This window comes from Kineosporia sp. NBRC 101677, from assembly GCF_030269265.1.
GTDB lineage: Bacteria > Actinomycetota > Actinomycetes > Actinomycetales > Kineosporiaceae > Kineosporia > Kineosporia rhizophila.
Map to the genome: position 1 here is coordinate 341,767 of NZ_BSTA01000002.1, position 18,510 is coordinate 360,276.

General features: G+C 72.7%; 12 protein-coding genes. 5 read left to right on the top strand and 7 right to left on the bottom strand.

Translation table 11 applies throughout. The features are described 5' to 3' along the window. Positions 1 to 90 precede the first annotated feature (90 nt). A complete protein-coding gene (locus QSK18_RS07070; RefSeq protein ID WP_232814591.1) occupies positions 91 to 1,266 on the top strand; it encodes a baeRF2 domain-containing protein in 1,176 nt (391 codons plus the stop codon). A gap of 89 nt (positions 1,267 to 1,355) precedes the next feature. Here QSK18_RS07070 and QSK18_RS07075 read toward each other — a convergent pair whose 3' ends face one another. After that, positions 1,356 to 1,721, bottom strand: a complete 366-nt coding sequence (locus QSK18_RS07075) for a hypothetical protein (RefSeq protein ID WP_285617327.1) — start codon at positions 1,719 to 1,721, stop codon at positions 1,356 to 1,358. A gap of 116 nt (positions 1,722 to 1,837) precedes the next feature. Here QSK18_RS07075 and QSK18_RS07080 point away from each other — a divergent pair, with 116 nt between their 5' ends. From QSK18_RS07080 to QSK18_RS07090, 3 genes are all read left to right on the top strand, one after another. Beyond that, entirely contained in the window at positions 1,838 to 3,604 is a 1,767-nt protein-coding gene (locus QSK18_RS07080; RefSeq protein ID WP_285617329.1) for a sensor histidine kinase, read from the top strand. Positions 3,605 to 3,885: 281 nt separating this feature from the next. Then, entirely contained in the window at positions 3,886 to 5,598 is a 1,713-nt protein-coding gene (locus tag QSK18_RS07085) for a sensor histidine kinase (RefSeq protein WP_285617331.1), read from the top strand. A gap of 58 nt (positions 5,599 to 5,656) precedes the next feature. Continuing rightward, entirely contained in the window at positions 5,657 to 6,304 is a 648-nt protein-coding gene (locus QSK18_RS07090; RefSeq protein WP_232814587.1) for a response regulator transcription factor, read from the top strand. Here the strand turns inward: QSK18_RS07090 and QSK18_RS07095 are convergent. Then, on the bottom strand, positions 6,301 to 6,726 hold the full coding sequence (locus QSK18_RS07095) for an SRPBCC family protein (protein WP_232814586.1): 426 nt from the start codon (positions 6,724 to 6,726) through the stop codon (positions 6,301 to 6,303). The genes QSK18_RS07090 and QSK18_RS07095 overlap by 4 nt on opposite strands. A gap of 311 nt (positions 6,727 to 7,037) precedes the next feature. Between QSK18_RS07095 and QSK18_RS07100 the strand changes: the two genes are divergently transcribed. Further along, positions 7,038 to 8,102 (top strand): sodium:calcium antiporter, encoded by a 1,065-nt coding sequence (locus QSK18_RS07100; RefSeq protein WP_332879948.1) that lies wholly within the window; start codon positions 7,038 to 7,040, stop codon positions 8,100 to 8,102. Between the two features lie 63 nt (positions 8,103 to 8,165). On the opposite strand, the gene QSK18_RS07105 is transcribed toward QSK18_RS07100, so the two are convergent. From QSK18_RS07105 to recC, 5 genes are all read right to left on the bottom strand, one after another. Next, positions 8,166 to 9,293 (bottom strand): zinc metalloprotease, encoded by a 1,128-nt coding sequence (locus QSK18_RS07105; protein WP_232814585.1) that lies wholly within the window; start codon positions 9,291 to 9,293, stop codon positions 8,166 to 8,168. Positions 9,294 to 9,487: 194 nt separating this feature from the next. Continuing rightward, on the bottom strand, positions 9,488 to 9,688 hold the full coding sequence (locus tag QSK18_RS07110) for a hypothetical protein (protein WP_232814584.1): 201 nt from the start codon (positions 9,686 to 9,688) through the stop codon (positions 9,488 to 9,490). Between the two features lie 157 nt (positions 9,689 to 9,845). Continuing rightward, positions 9,846 to 11,753 (bottom strand): exodeoxyribonuclease V subunit alpha, encoded by a 1,908-nt coding sequence (gene recD, locus QSK18_RS07115; RefSeq protein ID WP_285617335.1) that lies wholly within the window; start codon positions 11,751 to 11,753, stop codon positions 9,846 to 9,848. After that, on the bottom strand, positions 11,750 to 15,130 hold the full coding sequence (locus QSK18_RS07120) for a UvrD-helicase domain-containing protein (protein ID WP_285617338.1): 3,381 nt from the start codon (positions 15,128 to 15,130) through the stop codon (positions 11,750 to 11,752). Before QSK18_RS07120 ends, recD begins: the two co-directional genes overlap by 4 nt. After that, complete coding sequence (recC, locus tag QSK18_RS07125; protein WP_285617340.1) at positions 15,127 to 18,510, bottom strand: exodeoxyribonuclease V subunit gamma; 3,384 nt, start codon at positions 18,508 to 18,510, stop codon at positions 15,127 to 15,129. The genes QSK18_RS07120 and recC overlap by 4 nt, the downstream gene beginning before the upstream one ends.

Here is an 18,510-nt window from a genome sequence, read left to right on the forward strand (position 1 = left end):
GGTTCTCCCCGAGGGTCGGCTGGAACTGCGCCTCATCCGTTGCTCACTAGGGTTTTCGCTGCAAGCAAGCTCGCCTAGGAGAGGAGCGCCGTGAAGCTGGACAACTGGCACGGACTGCTCGATCACAGCGGCCCATACGCAACTGTCGCCCTGGACACCTCCCGGCCGGACGAGGCCGGGGCCGCCGGGGTGACCACCCGCTGGGAGAACGCCCGGCGGGAACTCACCGGCCAGGGCACCCCCGAACCGGTCGCCGACGCGATCGGCGCGGCGCTGCAGAGCGACGGTGCGGCGTTCCCCGGCCGCCTCCTGATCGCCACCGAGAAAGACGGCCTGGTGCTGGACGTGCCGCTGCCGCGGCCGCCGTCCGCAGCCGTGGCCGCCTGGGACGCGGCCCCGGTGCTGATGCCCGCCGTGCGCACGCACCAGGGGGTCACGCCCTACCTGCTGGTGCGGATCGACCGGGCCGGCGCCGACCTGGAACTGCACGGCGCCACCGGTGAGCCGGTGCAGCAGATCGAGATCGAGGGCAGCAACGACGAACTGCGCAAGGTTCCCGGCGGAGGCTGGTCGCACCTGCGCTACCAGCACCGTGCCGAGGACTCCTGGGAGCGCAACGCCGCCGAGGTGGCGCAGGCGGTGGAGAAGCTGTTCCGCCGGCACCGCCCCGAACTGGTCATGGTGGCCGGGGAGGACCACGCGGTCTCGCACTTCCAGAAGCACCTGGGCAGCGAGGCGTCCACCGTCACCCGGCGACTGCCCACCGGCGGCCGGGCCGAGGGCATCTCCGCCGAGGCGGTGGCCGAGGCGGTCGAGGCCTGCCTGAACGAGCACCGCCAGGCCCGGGAGGCGGAACTGGCCGATCGCTTCGAGCTCGGCGAGGGCCGGCAGGACACGGCGGTGTCCGGGCTGGACGGAGTGGTCGACGTGCTGCGCCGCGGGCAGGCGGAGGAGATCCTGCTGCACGACGACCCGTCCTCGACCTACCACCTGTGGGTCGGCGACGGGCCTCTGCAGATCGCCACCGACGCCGCCGAGGTCCGGGCGATGGGCACCGCCGAGCCGGTGAAGCTGCGCGCCGACACGGCTCTGGCCTGGGCCGCGCTGGCCTCGCAGACCGGGATCACCGTGCTGGAGCACGGCACCCCGCGGCTCAACGACGGCATCGGTGCGCTGCTGCGCTGGTCCGACGCCTCCACCCCGCGCGACGCGGTGCCGAGCATGCCCGGGCACGGCGAACCGCGGGGCGGGGAGTCGGTGCGCTGATCAGTACCGGCGCCGGTACCACCAGGACCGGGCGGGCGACGTCGGACGTCGCCCGCCCGTCCTATATTCGGACGATGGGAACCGCGGCCTCAGTCCTGCTTCGCCCGGTTCCGGCGCCGGGCCGGGATGTGGATGTCCGCGATCCGCTGCTCACCCCAGGCCACGTCGGCGCAGACCCAGTCCTCGAGCCGGTCGGCCAGGAAATAGGCCACCTCGCCCACCGTCTCGGCGGGATCGTCCTGGGGGCCGAACCAGAAGGCCGAGCGCCAGGTCTGCCCGGCCGCCCGCACCGCCAGCCAGATCTCCCGGTCCGGTCCGCGGCCCAGCTCCACCGCCTCCAGCTCGCCCTCCCGCAGCAACCCCTCCAGCACCGGAAGCACCACCCGCAGCCGCACGTCGTCCAGGTCGGTGGAGTCGAAGCGGTCGTCGGTCCCGGGACCGCGCAGGGTGGGCATGCGCTCAGGCTTGCACCGGCTGGTGTCAGCTTCAACCCTTTCGGCCGAGTCCGCCCGGGCTGTGCCCAGGGATACCCCGCTTGCCCGAATTCGGCTGGGCCAACAGGGTGAACGCGGTGCCGCCGAGCTCCGTGGCCCCGACCTGGCAGCCGGGGTCGGCCCCGGTCTCGCCGACCCGTCAGTGGTCGCGCACCCTGGCCCTCACCGCCGTACTGACCGTGGTCGGCGCCCTGATCTTCGGCCCGCTCTGGCAGCGCTATCCCGAGGTGGCGGCGGGCAGCATCCTGTTCACCGCGATGTTCAGCGGCGCCGGGGTGATCCTGCTCGACGAGCCCGGGCACCGCCGCACCGCCGTGCTGCTGATCCTGGCCGGGCAGTTCTGGGCCCTGGGCTGGAGCGAGGAGTGGAGGTTCGGGCCGCTGCCGTTCCTGTCCGGGCCGGCCAGCTACCTCGCCCTGTCGCTGGCCGCCTGGGCGATGTTCCGCTACCCCGACCCGGCCCTGATGAACCGGCGGGAGCGGGTGTTCGTGCGGGTGCTGGCCACCGTGGCGGTCGGCGGCATCCTGGCCGAGACGCTCACCGCGCGGCCGCAGTGGCGCGGCTTCGAGGCGGACACCTGGTGGCTCACGGTGTTCGCCGACCAGGAGTTCAACACCGCCCTCGGCCACCTGCTGCGCCCGGTGCAGGTGCTCGTGATCGGGGTCTTCCTGCTGCTGTGGATCGTCCGGATCCGGCGGATGCGCGGCCTGGACCGGGAGCTGCTCACCCCGATGGCGACGGCCTCGCCGGTGATCGCGGTGGCGGTCGGCGCGGTGCCGGTGGCCAAACTGCTCGGCTTCACCGAGCAGACGATGGACCGGGTGTACGCGCTGCAGCCGGCCGTGCTCGCCGTCATCCCGCTGGCCTTCCTGATCAGCGTGGTGCGCCGGCGGCTGGCCGACAACGCCGTGCTCACCCTGATCCAGCTCCTGCAGCGCCGCCCCACCCCCGAGGCGGTGCAGACCGCTCTGCGCACGGCCCTGCGCGACGCCACCCTCCGGGTGCGCTACTGGGCCCCCGAACTGAACACCCACGTCGACGTCACCGGGGCCCCGGCCGGGCCCCCGGCCGATGCGGACCGGCTGGTGCTGCCGGTGACCGCGCCGACCGGTGGCCCGCTGGCGGTGATCGACGCCGACCCGGCGCTCAGCCGGCATCCGCTGGTGCTCTCGAACGCCTTGGCGGCCAGTGGTCTGGCCCTGGAGAACGCCCAGTTGCAGGCCGCCGTGCTGGGGCGGCTCAGCCAGGTCCGGGCCCTGCGGATGCAGGCGGTGCAGGCCGGGGTGGCCGAGCGCCGGCGGGTCGAGCGCGACCTGCACGACGGCGCCCAGCAGCGACTGCTGGCCCTGCGCCTGGTGCTGGCCGCCTCCGACCACCCGGGCCTGCCCGGCCCGGCCCGGGAGCGGCTGCGCCGGATGAACCACGAGATCGCGCTGGCCCTGAACGAACTGCGCGACCTGGCCCGCGGCATCCATCCGGCGGTGCTCAGCCAGGCCGGGCTGTCGGCGGCGGTCGGCGCGGTGGCCGACCAGCAGCCGGTGGCCGTGGAGGCCAGCCTGCCCGCCGGGCGCTTCCCCGCCGCCACCGAGGAGACCGCCTACTACCTGATCTGCGCCGCCCTGAAGGGGGCGGCGGACGTCTCACGGGTCAGCATCCGCGGCCACGAGGCCGACGGAGTGCTCACCATCGAGGTCGAGGACGAAGCCCGGCGCCCGGCCCAGTTGCGGCTCGACGCCGAGCTTCCCGGCATGCTCGACCGGGTGCGGGCGCTGGGCGGGGACGTCATGATCTCCACCCTGGCCCGCGGCGGCTCACTGATGGTCGCGGCCATCCCCTGCACCTGAGGGGCCGGTCACGCTGCGCCAAAAGCCGAGGAGATCCGTCCTGGATGGGGTCATTGCGCCGGGCAGCCGATACTCTCTGATGCTGTCCAGTCACTGTCGTTCCCTGAGCGGCTGGTTCGGGGAACCTTTGCCCACCTGCGGGCGCGAGGTACGGATTGTCAGCCAACACCAGGGCCGCCAGGCTCGCCGGGGTCGTCCGGCGTTCCTCGGCGCCCAGGTCACCGGGGTTCCCCGGACGGCCGGGGGGCGGTGCCGGCCCGCCGGTCGGCCGGCCCCGCCCGGTGCCCTGGCTGGGGGCGGTGCTGGCCGGCTCACTGGTCACGCTGCTGGCCTCGCTCGGCACCACCTCGATCTGGTCCGAGAGCCCCGAGCTCGCGGCCCCGGTGGTGGCCTTCGCCGGGGCGCTGGTCGCGGCCGGCGTGATCCTCTCCCGCGAGCCGGGCCAGCTGAACGCCGGCCGGGCCCTGGTCGTGGCCGGCTGCGTCTGGCCGCTGAGCTGGATCTCCGAGATCAGCCGGGGCGACTACCACCTCATCGCCTTCCTGGCCGGCCCGCTCACCCTGCTGCTCGCGGCCTGGGCGATCTACGCCTACCCCGGCCACTCCACGGTCGGCCGGGCCGAGCGCCGGGTCCTTCTCGCCCTCACCGCCTGGCTGCTGGTCGGCCGCCTGGTCGTGGCGATCAGCTCCGACCTGGCCACCCACCGCGGGGCCGGGACGGCCTGGTGGCCGATGGTGCCGGGCGACCCCGGCCTGCACCGCTGGCTCACCTACCTGTCCTCGGCCGGTGAGCTGCTGCTGACCGTCGCCTTCCTGGTGCTCTGGGTCCGCCGCAGCCGGCGCATCCGCGGCCTGGACCGCAAGCTGATCCTGCCGGTGGCCGCCGCCGCCGCGCTCGCCGGTACCGCCAGCACGGCCGTGTCGTTCGCCCAGCGGCTGGGGGTTCGCGGTGAGCTGCGCGAGGACATCCTGGTGGTCCAGACCCTGCTGCTGCTCACCGTGCCGGTGGCCTTCGTGATCGCCACCGTGCGCCGGCGCCTGACCAGCGTCGTGATCGCCGACCTGCTGCCGCAGCTACGGGTCGACCGCACGCCGGAACGCCTGGAGGCCGCCTTCCGCGAGGTGCTGGCCGATCCCGGGCTGGAGATCCACTACTGGGCGGCGGAGATCGGCGCCTACGTGGACCGGCACGGCGCCACCTCGGCCGAGCCGGGGGCGGAGAGCGGTGAGAACGGCCTGCTGCTGCCGATCACCTCGACCAACGGCGCCCGGCTGGCGATGATCCGGGCCGACCAGGCGCTGTGGCGCTACCCCGACCTGGTCGAGGCGGTCGGCTCGGCGGCCGGGCTGGCCATCGAGAACGCCCGGCTCCAGGTGGAGGCCCGGGCCCAGCTGGAACTGGTGCGGGCCTCGCACGCCCGGATCGTGGCGGCCCAGCTGGCCGAGCGTCAGGCGCTCGAGAAGGACCTCGACGACGGGGCCCTGCGCCGGGTGCGCGAGCTGCTCGAGCAGATCCGGGCCGAGCCGGTCGGCGAGATCCGGGCCGCCCAGGAGTACGCCTCCGAGCAGCTGAGCCTGACCGTGGGCGAGCTGCGCGAGATCGCGGCCGGCCTGCACCCCTCGATCCTCGACCAGGTCGGCCTGGCCGAGGCGGTCCGCCGGATCGGCGCCGCCCAGCCGGTCACCGTCGACGTCGACCTGCCCGAGCACGGGCTGCCGATGCCGGTGCAGGTGGCCGGTTACTTCGTCGCGGCCGAGGCGATCACCAACGCGGTGCGGCACGCCGAGGCCACCCGGATCGCGGTCCGCGGCGCGGACACCGGCGACAGCCTGCGCCTGACCATCGAGGACGACGGGTGCGGCGGGGCCGACCTGGGCGCCGGCACCGGGCTCAGCGGGCTCAGCGAACGGGTGCTGGCCGGCGGCGGCACGCTGCACCTGGACAGCCCGGCCGGGGCCGGGACCACGTTGACGGCGGAGATCCCCTACCGATGACCGAAGAGCGACCAGTGACAGAACTACGCGGGAACCGGAGGCCGGTGTGAAGGTAGCGATGGCAGACGACTCGACCCTCTTCCGGGGTGGGCTGAGGCTGCTGCTGAGTCAGGTGGGGGTGGAGGTCTGCCTGGAGGCCGGCAACGGCGACGAGCTCCTGGCCGGGATCGCCGAGGCCCGGCCCGAGGTGGCCATCCTGGACATCCGGATGCCCCCGACCTACACCCGGGAGGGCCTGCAGACGGCCGCCCGGATCCGCGAGATCGACCCCGGCATCGGTGTGCTGATCCTCTCCACCTACGCCGAGACCACCTATGCGGCAGAACTGTTCGCCAACGGCAGTTCGGGCCGCGGGTACATGCTGAAAGACCGGGTGGACGACGTGGCCACCCTGCGCGACGCGCTGGTCCGGCTCGCGGCGGGGGAGTCACTGGTCGACACCACGCTGGTGGACAGCCTGATCGGGCACTCCCGGCGGCAGGACGCGCTGGCCGCCCTGACCGTGCGCGAGCGCCAGGTGCTGCGGCAGATGGCCGAGGGCCGCTCCAACGCCGGGGTGGCGTCGGTGCTCAACCTCAGCCACAAGACCGTGGAGAACTACGCCGCCAGCATTTTCGGCAAGCTGGACATCCCGGCCGGGTCGGACGACAACCGCCGCGTGCTGGCCGTGCTCTCCTGGCTGCGGGCCGGTCCCGGGGCAGCCTAGGTCTGGCTCCAGGGCAGCGTCACCAGCCGGCCCAGGGCGATCCGGGCCACCGGCAGATAGGGCACCACCAGCGGGGCCGGGCCCCGCACGGCCAGCCAGGTGCGCGAGCCCTCGGCGGTGGCCTCCACGCCGTGCTCCAGCACCATCGACACCGGTCCCCGCCGCACCAGCCAGGTCCACGAGCGTTCGGGCTCACTGACGTCTTCTATCCAGAAGTCCAGCCACACCCCGCCCGGGCCGAACACCCGTCCCGGGGTGCCCGCGCGCAGTCGCTCGTGCGCGTAGTCCACCCGGCGCAGGTGCGGTGACCAGGTGGGCCAGAGTGCCGGTTCGGCATAGCGCTGCCAGGCCCGGGCCGCGTCCACCGGCCCGACGGCCTCCAGTCGCTGGCGCACCGTGAGATCCGGCCAGGAGAAGGGCATGTGCCCGAGCATGCCCCGGCCGGAGCCGGTTGTCGCCTGCGCCACACACTCGCCCGGGCGATTGCGCGCCCGGATCGCCCTGTGCGAGGCTCGTAGCGTTCCGAGGGGGAGTAGTCCGCGAATCCCACGATCGACACACTGAGAACCTGGTTCTCCGGTCGTGAGGCCCACCGTCACCGGTGGGTGGACGAGACCTTCGGTCCCGCAGGTGAACGCACAAGTGCGTCTGCTTCCGGGGCCGAGGCCTGCTCACCCCGAATGCCTCCGGCCCCGTCCGTGGACGCGCCGGACCAGGCTGAGGACAAAAAATCGTGTGGCACTTCGTGTTGCTCATCGCGTGCGCGGTGGCGATCTATCTCTCGTGTGAGTGGTTCGTCAACGCTGTGGAATGGCTCGGCCATCGGCTCAACGTCGGAAAGATGGCCGTCGGCACCATTCTCGCGGCCTTCGGCACCGCCCTGCCCGAATCGGTGGTCACCCTGGTGGCCGTCACCACCGGCGGCGACGAGCAGAAGGAGATCGGCGTCGGCGCGGCCATGGGCGGCCCGCTCGCCCTGGCCACGCTGGCCTACGGCGTCACCGGGGTGATGCTGCTGTTCCGCAAGCGGATCCTGACCCGGGAGCTGGTGTCGGTGGGCGCCCCCACCAGTTCGCCCGAGGAACGCCCGGCCGACGACCGGGCGATGCTCGGCAGCCCCCGCGACGTCGCCCGGCTCTCCCGCGACCAGCGCTGGTTCCTGGCCGTGTTCGTGTTCAAGGTGTTCCTGGGCCTGGTCGTCTTCGCCTGGAAACCGTGGCTGGGCCTGCTGTTCCTGGGGGTCTACGCGCTGTACGTGTTCAAGGAGATGAGCCGCGCGGACGAACCGGAGGCCGGGGACGCCGACGAGGAGGAGCTGGAACCGCTGAAACTGCAGCCGAACCAGGCCGCTCCGGCCTCGTGGGCGATCGTCGCGCAGCTCGCCGCCACGCTGGCCGTGATCTTCTTCGCCTCCCAGGTCTTCGTCGGCCAGCTGGGGGCGATCGGCCCGATGATCGGCCTCTCCGGGGCGGTCACCGCTCTGCTGCTGGCCCCGGTCGCCACCGAGCTGCCGGAGATCATGAACTCGGTGATCTGGGTGCGGCAGGGCAAGGCGAAACTGGCTCTGGCCAACATCTCCGGCGCGATGATGATCCAGGTGACGGTGCCCAGCGCCTCGGCGATGCTGTTCGCCGACTGGCACTTCGACGCGCCGCTGGTCTGGTCGGCGGTGATCACCATGCTGGCCATCGGCTACCTGCTGGCCACGATGGCGACGAACCGGCTCACCCCGCTGCGGCTGGCCCTGACCGCGCTGCTGTACCCGGTTTTCGCGATCGGTCTGGTGGTTCTTCTGTAGTACGAACTGAAGACGTCGGTGCGCCTTCGGTGCCCACCGACGTCTTCAGTTGGTAGTGGCTTTTCAGGACGGGGTGTTCTGCGACCGGAGGAACGCGATGCGCCCGGCCACGTCGTCGCGGCCGGTGGCCCGCGCCTCGACCATGGTGCGGTCCAGGACCGGCGCCGGGATGAGCTTGCCCAGCGGGCCCTGCATGGTGTGGATCAGGGCGTCCCAGTCGTGTTCCAGCGCCTGGGTGAGGGCCAGGACGGCGGCCAGGTTGGGATCATCGGGCCGGCGGGCCGTCTCCTGCTCCAGCAGCGCGTGCCCCTGCTCCGGATCACCGGTGAGGCTGAGAACCGCACCGTGCAGCGCCAGGTCGATGGTGACGCCCTCAGGCAGCGTGTGCATCACCTGGCGGGCCCGCTCGGCCTGGTTGCGCCAGAGCATCTCGACGATCATCGTCTCCGGGGTCTGCCCGGGACGGGGCCCGCGCAGACCGTCGGAGCTGACCGACCGGTTCTGCGACAGGTCGCGCAGGGTGAAGTAGTTGCTGACCGCGAAGAACAGCAGGAACAGGGCCAGGAAGAGGTTGCCCGGGCGATAGACGTAGACCGCGGCGGCGGCCAGCACGGCCACCACGATCGAGACGATCGCGGCCCGGCGCAACCTCGTCACCGGGTCTCCGGGCAGGAACTCGCGCATCGCCTGACCGCCGTCGAGCGGCAGCACCGGCAGCAGGTTCAGCAGGCTCCAGCCGATCGAGGTGAAGATCCCGATCCGCAGCGCCCACCAGGCCCACTCGTTGGTCAGGTCGGCCGCCACGGTGCGGTCGACGAGCACCAGCACCAGGCCGATCGCCAGACCGACGGCCGGGCCGGCCAGCGAGATCGCGATCGAGCGGGCGCGGGACAGTTCCCGGGGCGGGGTGAAGCTGGTGACCCCGCCGAAACCGGCCAGCGCGATCTCCGGTTTGGCACCGGTGGTGCGAGCGACCACGGCGTGGCCCAGTTCGTGCACCAGCACGGCGACGGGGGTGATCAGCAGCCAGACGATCATGCCTTCCAGATCGCCGTAGGTGGACATCCAGCCGAGCACCGCCATCACGACCATGAACGACAGGTCCAGGTGCACCGGGAAGCCCAGCAGCCGGCCCTTGAACAGGGCCCGGCCGCCCTCGACGGGCCCGCTGGTGGGGCCGCTCAGGCTCATGCGGGCACCTTCGTCGGGCGGACGGTGGGGCGAGGACGTTCTGTGCGGGTCACCGGACCATCGTCTCCCGCCGCCTCGCTCCAGGGCGAGTCGGTCAGCCGATTCCCAGGCAACTCCCGGCTGCTGCGGGCCTGGAGAACGGCAGAAGTCCCCGGTCGCGACGGCCGGGGACTTCTGGACGAGGCGGGAAAGGATCAGGCGGCGAAGAGCATGCCGTGGTGCAGGCGATCATGGATCGCCCGCAGATGGGCCGCCTCGGCGGCCGGGAACGGTCCACCCACCAGGTTGCAGGTGTCGCACGACATCATCGTGCCACTCTCAGAACCCAGGAGGGGGACGGAGTTTGAGCCGGGGAAGGATTCTGCTGCTGAGGTCAGCGCAACGTCGTTGTTCATGGCCAACTCCCGAATTCCCGGTGTGGTTTACACGTACTTCACAGTAAACGCGCACTATGGAATCCGATAGTTGATCATTGTGTGACCGAACACTCGCGCTGCGCCTATGGGCATTTACCATGCCATGTGTTAATGCAAGTGTTATCGTCTGCGCAGGTCAGGCTCCGGGTGAGAGCCGTCCGCGCAGTCCGGTGGCCCGGGCCGCGGGGCGGGCGATCGCGGTGCGCAGGGCCTCCACCGAGCCGATCACCCGCACGTGCCGGCGGGCCCGGGTGACGGCCGTGTACAGCGTCTCACGGGTGCACAGCGACGAGGCGGCGGCCGGCAGCAGCACGCTCACCCGGTCGAACTGGCTGCCCTGGCTGCGGTGCACGGTCATCGCGTAGAGCGGGCGCACCGCGCCCAGCCGGGCCAGCGGCACCGGTATCGGATCCCCACCGCGCCCGAAAACCGCGGTCAGCGAACCGTCCTGGTTCGAGACCACCACGCCGGTGTCGCCGTTGTAGAGCCCCGACTCGTAGTCGTTGGTGGTGATCAGCAGCGGTTCCCCGGCGTAGCGGCCGTCGCTGCGCGGCACCACCGGATGGTCCTCGAAGATCCATCCGGCGGCCAGGTCGCTCCACAACTGAACCCCGCGCGGCCCGCGCCGGTGGGTGCAGAGCAGGCGGTGCTGTTCCAGGCCGGCCAGGGCGGCCACCCCGTCACCGGCCGCGGCGGCCGCCATCACCTGCGCGGCTCCGGCCCGGACCTCGGCCCGGATCGGCTCCAGCTGGTGCGGGCCGGGACGCTCCTGATCGGCCAGCTCGACGAACTCCACGGCCTCGGAGGCGGAGTGCAGCACGTCCACGGCCCGGTCGGCCTCTCCGTCGCGGATCGCCGCGGCCAGAGCGGCGATGTCGCCACCGGCGGCGAAGCGGCGGGTCGAGAGCAGGGTGCTCACTCCGTTGCGGAAACGCGCCGTCGGGGTGTCCGGAACCGGTTCGCCCGGCTGGTTCTGGGGGAGCACGCGCTGCAGGACGGCGGAGAAGTCCTCGGTGCGGTGGTTCAGCCGGGAGCGGTCGACCAGGTCACCGAGCACCGCCCCGGCCTCGACCGAGGCCAGCTGGTCGGGGTCGCCGATCAGGATCAGCCGGGTGGCCGGGCGCAGCGCCTCCAGCAGCCGCGCCATCAGGGTGAGCGAGACCATCGAGCTCTCGTCCACGATCACCACCTCGAACGGCAGGCGGTTGGTGCGGTCGTGGCGGAACCGGCTGCGGGCGTCCGGGCGCCAGCCGAGCAGCCGGTGCAGGGTGGTGGCGAACAGATCGGCGCCCAGCCGGGCCTGGTCGGCCGGGGGCAGGTCGGCGGTGGAGGAACGCACAGCCTCGTGCAGCCGGGCCGCGGCCTTGCCGGTGGGGGCGGCCAGGGCGATGCGGTACTCCGGGTGCTGCTCGCGCAGGAGGGCGAGCAGGCGGGAGACGGTGGTGGTCTTGCCGGTTCCCGGCCCACCGGCGAGCACCCCCACCCGGGAGAGCGCGCAGACGGCGGCGGCCAGTTGCTGGTCGGCGTACTCGGCCTGGGGGAAGAGTCGTTGCAGGCCGGCTCGCAGCACCTCCTCGTCCAGGTCGGCTGGGCGGTCGGCGCCGCGCAGCAGCAGTTCGGCGGCCACGGTCTGCTCCTGCTCCCAGTAGCGGGCCAGCCACAGACTCGAGCCGGTCATCCGCAGCGGCCCGCCGATCAGTGGGCTCACCGCACAGCGTTTCGCCCACTCACCCGGTTCCGGCCAGGTCAGGGTGACGGCCGGTTCCAGGGGCTCCTCGGCCTCGTCCTCGTCGTCCGGGCTGATCGTCCCGGCCGCGGAGGCCAGGTCGAGCACCACCGAACCGTGCCGCACCGAGCGCACCACCAGGGCCACGGCCAGGTGCACCGCCTCGTCCGGTTCGCCGCCCAGAGCGCCCAGGCGCCGGGCCACGTGGATGTCGGCCGCGGTCAGGATGCCCGCCCGGTTGAAGTCGCCGAGCAGGCCGGTGGCGTTCACCGCGATGCGGTGGGGGTGGCCCGGTTCGTCCTTCAGTGCGGCGGTCACGACCGGCCGGCCAGGAGGTCGGAGGTGGCGGTGACCAGCGCGGTGGGTGGTTCCCAGCAGAAAACGCCCGGGGCAGTGCCGTCTTCGCTGTGCACGTCCGGTCCGGACATGCCGCGCAGGAACAGGTAGCGCACGCCACCGAGATGCTGGGCCGGGTCGTAGCCGGGCTGGCGCCAGCGCAGGAAGCGGTGCAGGGCAACGCCGTAGAGCAGGGCCTGCAGCGGGTAGTGGGCTGCGATCATTGCCTCTTCCATCGCGCTGGGCCGGTAGTGCCAGGCCGTCACCGGCTCGTCCGGAGTGCCCAGCCGGTTGGTCTTGTAGTCGACCACCACGAAACGGGGCCCGGAATCGGAGTGCACCCGGAGCACCGCGTCGATGCTTCCGGTCAGGTAGCCGCGCAGCGGCACGGCCTCCAGGTCGTCCAGGGCCTCGGCGTAGCGGCTGAGCAGCTGGCCCGGTGGGCAGTGGTGGCGCCAGAGCGGAACCAGATCCGACAAGAGGACGCGGGTGGTCACCGGATCGTCGCCACCGGCCAGGGGGAGTTCGAAGTCGAGTTCGGAGAGCCGGTCTCGCGCGTCGATGTCCCGAAGTGTCAGCTGATTCAGGTGCAGGGGGGTGGAGACGGCCGGGACGAGGGCGCTCACCAGGGTCTCCACGTCGACGGCGGGTCCGGAGCGGGCCACCCGGGCGGCGACCGTGGTGCGCAACTCGTCCTCGTTGCCGGCGTCGGCGGCCAGTTCCAGCACCTCGTGCACCAGGGTGCCGAAGCGGGCCCCGGCGGGCAGGTCGTTCCAGGCCGACGCGATCCGGCGAAGGGGCTCGTCGGGACCGTCGTCCAGTGGCCCAGGGGCGAGCTCGTCCGGGCCCTCGTCGTCCTTCAGGGCCACCTCCGGTTCGCTGGAGGAGCCCTGGTTCTCGTGGGCCGACGCGGTCAGCGAACTGTACGAGGTGCGGCGCCAGTCCTGGTCGAGCTCCCGTCCGAGGGTCGCTGCTCGGAGTGGAACTGCCTGTGGTGCGGGCTGTTCCCACTGCTCCGGACGGCGGGGCTGCATCAGCTCGACGGCCAGCGTGCCGCCGCTGCGTCCGGCCAGACGCTCGAAGTCGGCCAGGGCACCCGGATCGCTCGGCACCCGTACGCTCTGCGGCACCGGCTGTTCCGGGTCGGGGTTGAACAGGATGCGGTGCAGCGGCGCGGTTCGGGTGTTGTGGGTGGGGGCCCACCACAGCACCAGGTGCGACTGCGCCCGGGTGAGGGCGACGTAGGTCAGGCGTAGTTCCTCGGCGGCGTCCTCGGCGTCGGCGGCCTCCACGTGGCGCCCCCAGTCCTTCCAGCCCGGCCCACCGATGTCCTTGAACCGTCGGCCGTCCGCGTGGAAGGTGACCGCCGTGACGTCGTCCCGCGACGATCCCCTCTGGTTCCAGGCGAACGGCACCAGCACCACCGGGAACTCCAGGCCCTTGCTGGTGTGCACGGTCATCACCTGCACGGCGGCGGCGTCCGACTCCAGCCTCCGGCTGCGTTCCAGCGCCCCCTCCGAGCCGGCCGCCTCCTCCTGACGGTGCCGCAGCCACAGCAACAACCCGCTCAGGCCGAGCCGGCTGGTCTCCGAAGCCTCCTGCAGGGCCTGGGTCACGTGCCGCAGGTCGGTCAGAAGCCTTTCGCCGCGCGGCATCCCGAGCAGGCGCCGCTGCAGGCCGGTCTGCCGGGCGACGGTCTCGAACATCGCCCCGACGCCGTTCTCGGTGAGCAGGTGGCCCCAGTCCCGCAGCCGCAGGGCCAGTTCCTCGTCGATCGCCGCGCCCTGCTGGTCCAGCTCCGGCGCGGTGTGGCCGCCGAAGCAGCTCAGGGCCAGCCGCCTCACCCGGGTGGTGCGGTGCGGCTGTTCCATCGCCTCCAGCAGCAGCTGCCACTCCTGCGCGGCGGGGGTGCTGAACACGTTGGTCCGGCCGGTGACCACGGCGGGCACACCGGCCGCGGCCAGCCCGGCGCTGACGTCCTGGGCCTGATAGTTGGCCCGCACCAGCACGGCGATGTCTCCCGGACGCAGGTCACGCTCGGGCGAGCCGTCGCGCGGCTGTACCCGGGCCGCCCCGGACAGCAGCCGGACCACCTCGGCCACCAGGTCCTTCTGCACCGCGTCGCGGGCCAGCGGGGCCTGCGGCAGATCGCTCTGCTGGGTGGAGGCGACCGCGTCGCGCGGCAGCACCCGCAGCCGCACCGGCGCCGGACTGCCCTCGACGGTGACCATCGGGCCGGGGTGGAAGGCCTGCACCGGCTGCACCCGGATCCGCTCGTCGCCGAGCGCCGCGCCCTGGAACAGCGTGTCCAGTCCCCGCAGCAGCGCGGCGTCGCTGCGGTAGCTGGTGGGCAGGGTGCGCACGGTCTCGGCGCTCTCGAAGGCGTTCAGGTAGGCCTGCACGTCGGCGCCGCGGAAACCGTAGACGGCCTGCTTCGGGTCGCCGATCAGGATCAGCGTGGAGTGGCCGTGGAACGGCCGGCGGATGATCTCCCACTGCACCGGATCGGTGTCCTGGAACTCGTCCACCAGGACGAACCGGTAGCGCTCCCGGAGCCTTCGGCAGGCGGCCGGCCCGGACTGCGGATCGGTCAGGGTGCCGGCCAGCCGGGTCAGCATGTCGTCGTAGCCGAACACGCCCAGCCGGCGCTTGCGTCGTTCCACCTCGGCCCGCACCGCCTGGGCGATCCGGGCCCGCAGGCCGGGGGTGCCACCCACGCCCGGATCGGGCACCAGGTCGGCCGCCTCGGCCACGGCGTCGATCGCGAGCTGGTGGAACTCGGCCTGGCCGAGGTCGGGGGTGCCCGCCCCCGGGAAGCCCCACTTGCGCAGGTAGAGGTCGTCGGCCACCTCCCGCACCAGGTCGCCGATGTCCTCCACCAGCACGGTGCCCGGGTCGTGGTCGCCGTTCGTGCCCAGCGTGGTCAGGACCTGCTGGCAGAAGCCGTGGATGGTGGTGACGGTGGCCGCGTCGAAGGCGGCCAGGGCGATCTCCAGCCGTTCGAGCCGGCGCCGGCGCCGGGCCTCGTCGACGGTGTCGGCCAGGTGCACCAGCACCCGGTCGTTCGGGTCGATCATCGAGGGGTCGGCCAGGGCCAGCCCGTCGCGTGCGCTGACCAGCCGTTCCCGTACCCGCTCGCGCAGCTCCCGGGTCGACTCCCGGCTGAAACTGACTACCAGCAGGTCGTCCATGCGGGCCAGGCCCTCGGCCACGTAGCGGGTGACCAGGGCGGCGATGGTGAACGTCTTACCGGTGCCGGCACTGGCCTCGAGCATCGTGGTGGCCTCTTCGGGCAGTTCCCCGAACAGGTCGAACGGGGTCTGCCGGCTCAGGATCGGCTGGCCGGGGAACGAACTCATCGGCCCTCCAGCCGTTCGTGCGTAAGCAGCCGGTCCCAGAGTCTGCGGCTGACCCGCCCGAACCGGTGCGGCTCGTCCGCCACCCAGCCCTCGCCCTGCTCGTCCGGCGTCGGCGGCTCGGCCAGCAGCACCGGGAAGTCGACCTCGGAGCCGTAGATCAGACAGTGCTCCGGCTCGGACTGCTCACCGTCGAACCGCTGCCCCTGCCGGGTCTTCCCGGCGTGCCACAGCCTCGCCGCCTCACCCTCGGCAGCCTTGTGCCGGGTACCTCGCAGGCGCCGTTCGGCGTACGAGGCAGACGTTTTCAAGGTGATCGGCAGGGGCGAGCTCAGCCCGGCGCGGTAGAGGCCGACCAGCTCGGCCAGGGCCAGCCGGGCCAGTTCCTGGTCGAGGGGCTCGAACACGCTGCGCGCCGCACCACCCCGGGGCCCCTGCCCCACGGTGACCGCGGACCAGCCCGGGGCGGGGTCGGTGGCGGTGAGCGCAAGCAGGTTCACCCACGATCCGAGCCGGTGCTTGGGACCCAGCCGGGAGTAGGTGACGGTGAGCACGGTCGAGTCGCGCACGTCCCCGACCGTGCCGGTGAGCCGGGTGCCGTCGGGCAGCAGCACGTCCACGTCGCGGGAGTCGGGGGCGGCGGCGCGTTCCAGGGTGGAGGCCCGCATCACGTCCTCGACCTTCCGGCCCACCCGGGTCAGCAGCAGGCGGCCCAGGTCGCCCGGCGGCAGCAGACCGCGGTGCGACTCCACAGCGATGCAGTCGGCCGGGCTCAGACCGGAAAGACGTTGCCGCAGCAGCCGGTCGCCAATCTTCCACTGCTGCAAGTTGTCCAGCTCGACCGGTAGGGCGTCGTCCGGCTCCTCGTCGGCCAGGGCCATGCTGACCTGCAGACGCTGGCGCAGGAAACCCTTGGCCGGGTGCTGCAGCAGCCGGTGCAGGTCGGCCAGCGCCACGTCGTCCGTGCCGGCCGGGGGCAACGGAGCAGGCACGAACCGGCCGCTGGGGACTCGTTCCCGGGTCAGCGCCCGGGCGCCCTCCAGCGCGGGCTCATCGAAGCTGAACGGTCCGGGGCGGCCCAGAGCCCCGTCGGTGAAGTTGCGCGGGTCGAACGGCTGCAGCGGATGCCGCACGGTGATCCGGTCACGCACCCGCCGGTCGTCCAGCCAGGAGGAGCGGTCCACCGCGTCGAGCAGTTCGCCCAGCGGCACGGCGGGCGGGATCGGGGCGCCGGTGCGGTCGTCGGAACCGGAGTAGGTGATCACCAACTTCTCCTGGGCCGCGCACACCGCGTCCAGGAACAGCTGCCGGTCCTCGCTGCGCGGATCGCGCTCACCCACCCACGGGTCGCGACCGAGCACGTCGTCGCCGTCCGGGTCGGCCCGGCGCGGGAAGCTGCCGTCGTCCAGGCCGAGCAGGCAGACCACCCGGTGCGGCACCGAGCGCATCGGTACCAGGGTGCACACGGTCAGGGTGCCGGTGCGGAACGAGGAACGGGTCGGCCGGCCGGCCAGCAGGTCGGCCAGCACGCTGCGCACGTCGGCCAGGCTGCAGTCGGCCTGGCTGTCGGCGGCGGCCTCGGCCACGTCCCACAGTTCCGAGCGCAGCTGGTTCACCTGCCAGGCGGTGTTGCGGTCGGTGGCGCCCAGGTCGAGCACGGAGTTCTCCAGCCCGGTGAGCCATTTTGCGATCGGGTGACGGCCGGACATCAGTTCCTGCGCGGCCCCGAGCCGGTCGATCAGCTCGGCCAGCCGGCCGGCCAGGTCGATGCCGGCGCTGTCCACGTCGTCCAGGCCGATGACCCCGCCGAGCTGCTCGGTGTCACCCTCCACCGAGACGCCCAGCAGCAGCCGGTCCAGCCCGGCCCGCCAGGTGCCCTGCTGGATCGACTGCAGGTGCCAGGTCTGCCGGTGGGCATCGTCCAGGCCCCAGCGGATTCCCGCACCCACCAGCCAGTCCCGCAGCCGGGCGAGGTCGTCGTCGTCGAAACCGAAGCGCCGGCGCACGGCCTCGCGCCCGGCCAGGTCGAGCACCTGGGGTGCGGTGATCCGGGCGGTGCCCAGTTCGAGCAGCAGCCCGAGCAGGTCGAAGAGCGCGTTGGTCTGGCGCGGGGAGCGGTCGGCGACCCGTACCCGCAACTGCCCGGCCTGGTCGCTCTGGGCGAAGGCCGAGGTCACCAGAGGCGCGAAAGCCTCCACGTCGGGGCACATCACCAGGATGTCGCGCGGCTCCAGCGTGGGGTCGTCGGCCAGCAGGCCGAGCACGACCTCCCGCAGCACCTCCACCTGACGCACCCGGCCGTAGCAGGAGTGGACCTGGATGCTGGTGTCGTCCGGATGCAGCACCGGGCGCTCGGGCACGTCGTGCACCTCGCCCCGGCGCAGGTCCCGCTTGAGCCGGCCGAGCAGGGTGTCGGGCGGTTCCGGGGCCGGGTGCTCGCGGTGCCCGGCCTGCGGGCTGTAGCGGATCAGGGTCTGCTGCAGTTCCAGCAGGTCGCGGGACATCGACGCCAGCAACGGGTTCCGGACCCGGGTGCGGGCCGGGTCGTCGCTGCGGCGCAGGGGCAGGGCCGCCGGATCGAGCCCACTGGTCACCTCCCACAGGGCGGGGGAGGGGTGGTGCAGCCACAGATGGACGTCGCGGTGCTCGGCCAGGGCGGCCAGCACCCGGATCTTCAGCGGTGACAGCCGGCTGGCGCCGAACACCGAGAGACGTTGCGGCAGCGTGCTCGTGGCCGGTTCGTCGCGCAGCCGGGCGCAGGCCTCGTCGAGGAGTTCGGCCGGGGCCGGCACCCCGAGCCGCTCCCGCAGCCGCCGCCAGAGCTCGGCCTGCCAGAGCAGGTCGTCGGGCAGGGGCCGGCCGTCACCGCACTCGTCCCGGCCCTGGGCCCAGGCGGTGATCATGCCCGGCCGGGCGTTGCCGTACTCGTCGAACAGCCGGGCCAGCCGGGTGGCGGCCGCCAGACGCCGCCCGGTGTCCTGTTCACCGGCCTTCAGGTGGCGGTCCAGCGGGGCGCACCAGGGCTCGGCCCGGGAGGCGTCGATCACCTCGGTCAGCGACCAGCGCGAGCGGTCCGGGGCCCAGGCCCGCACCGACCGGGCGATCTGGTCGGACGCCTCCTCCAGGGCCCGTTCCAGCACGGCCGTGGACGAGGGGAAACTGACGTTCGCGCACACCCCGTCGGGTGCAGCGGGAGTGCCGGTTGTGGGGGCGGTGCCGGTGCCCAGAACGTGCGAGAGGCGCTGGGTCAGCCATCGCTCCACGCCCTTGGCGGGAACGGCCACCGTCTCGACGGCGAACGGGTCTTCCAGCGGTTCGGCCAGGAGGCCGGCCAGCGCCAGGGCCAGGCCGGTGCCGTCCGCACAGCGGTGCACGGTCAGCAC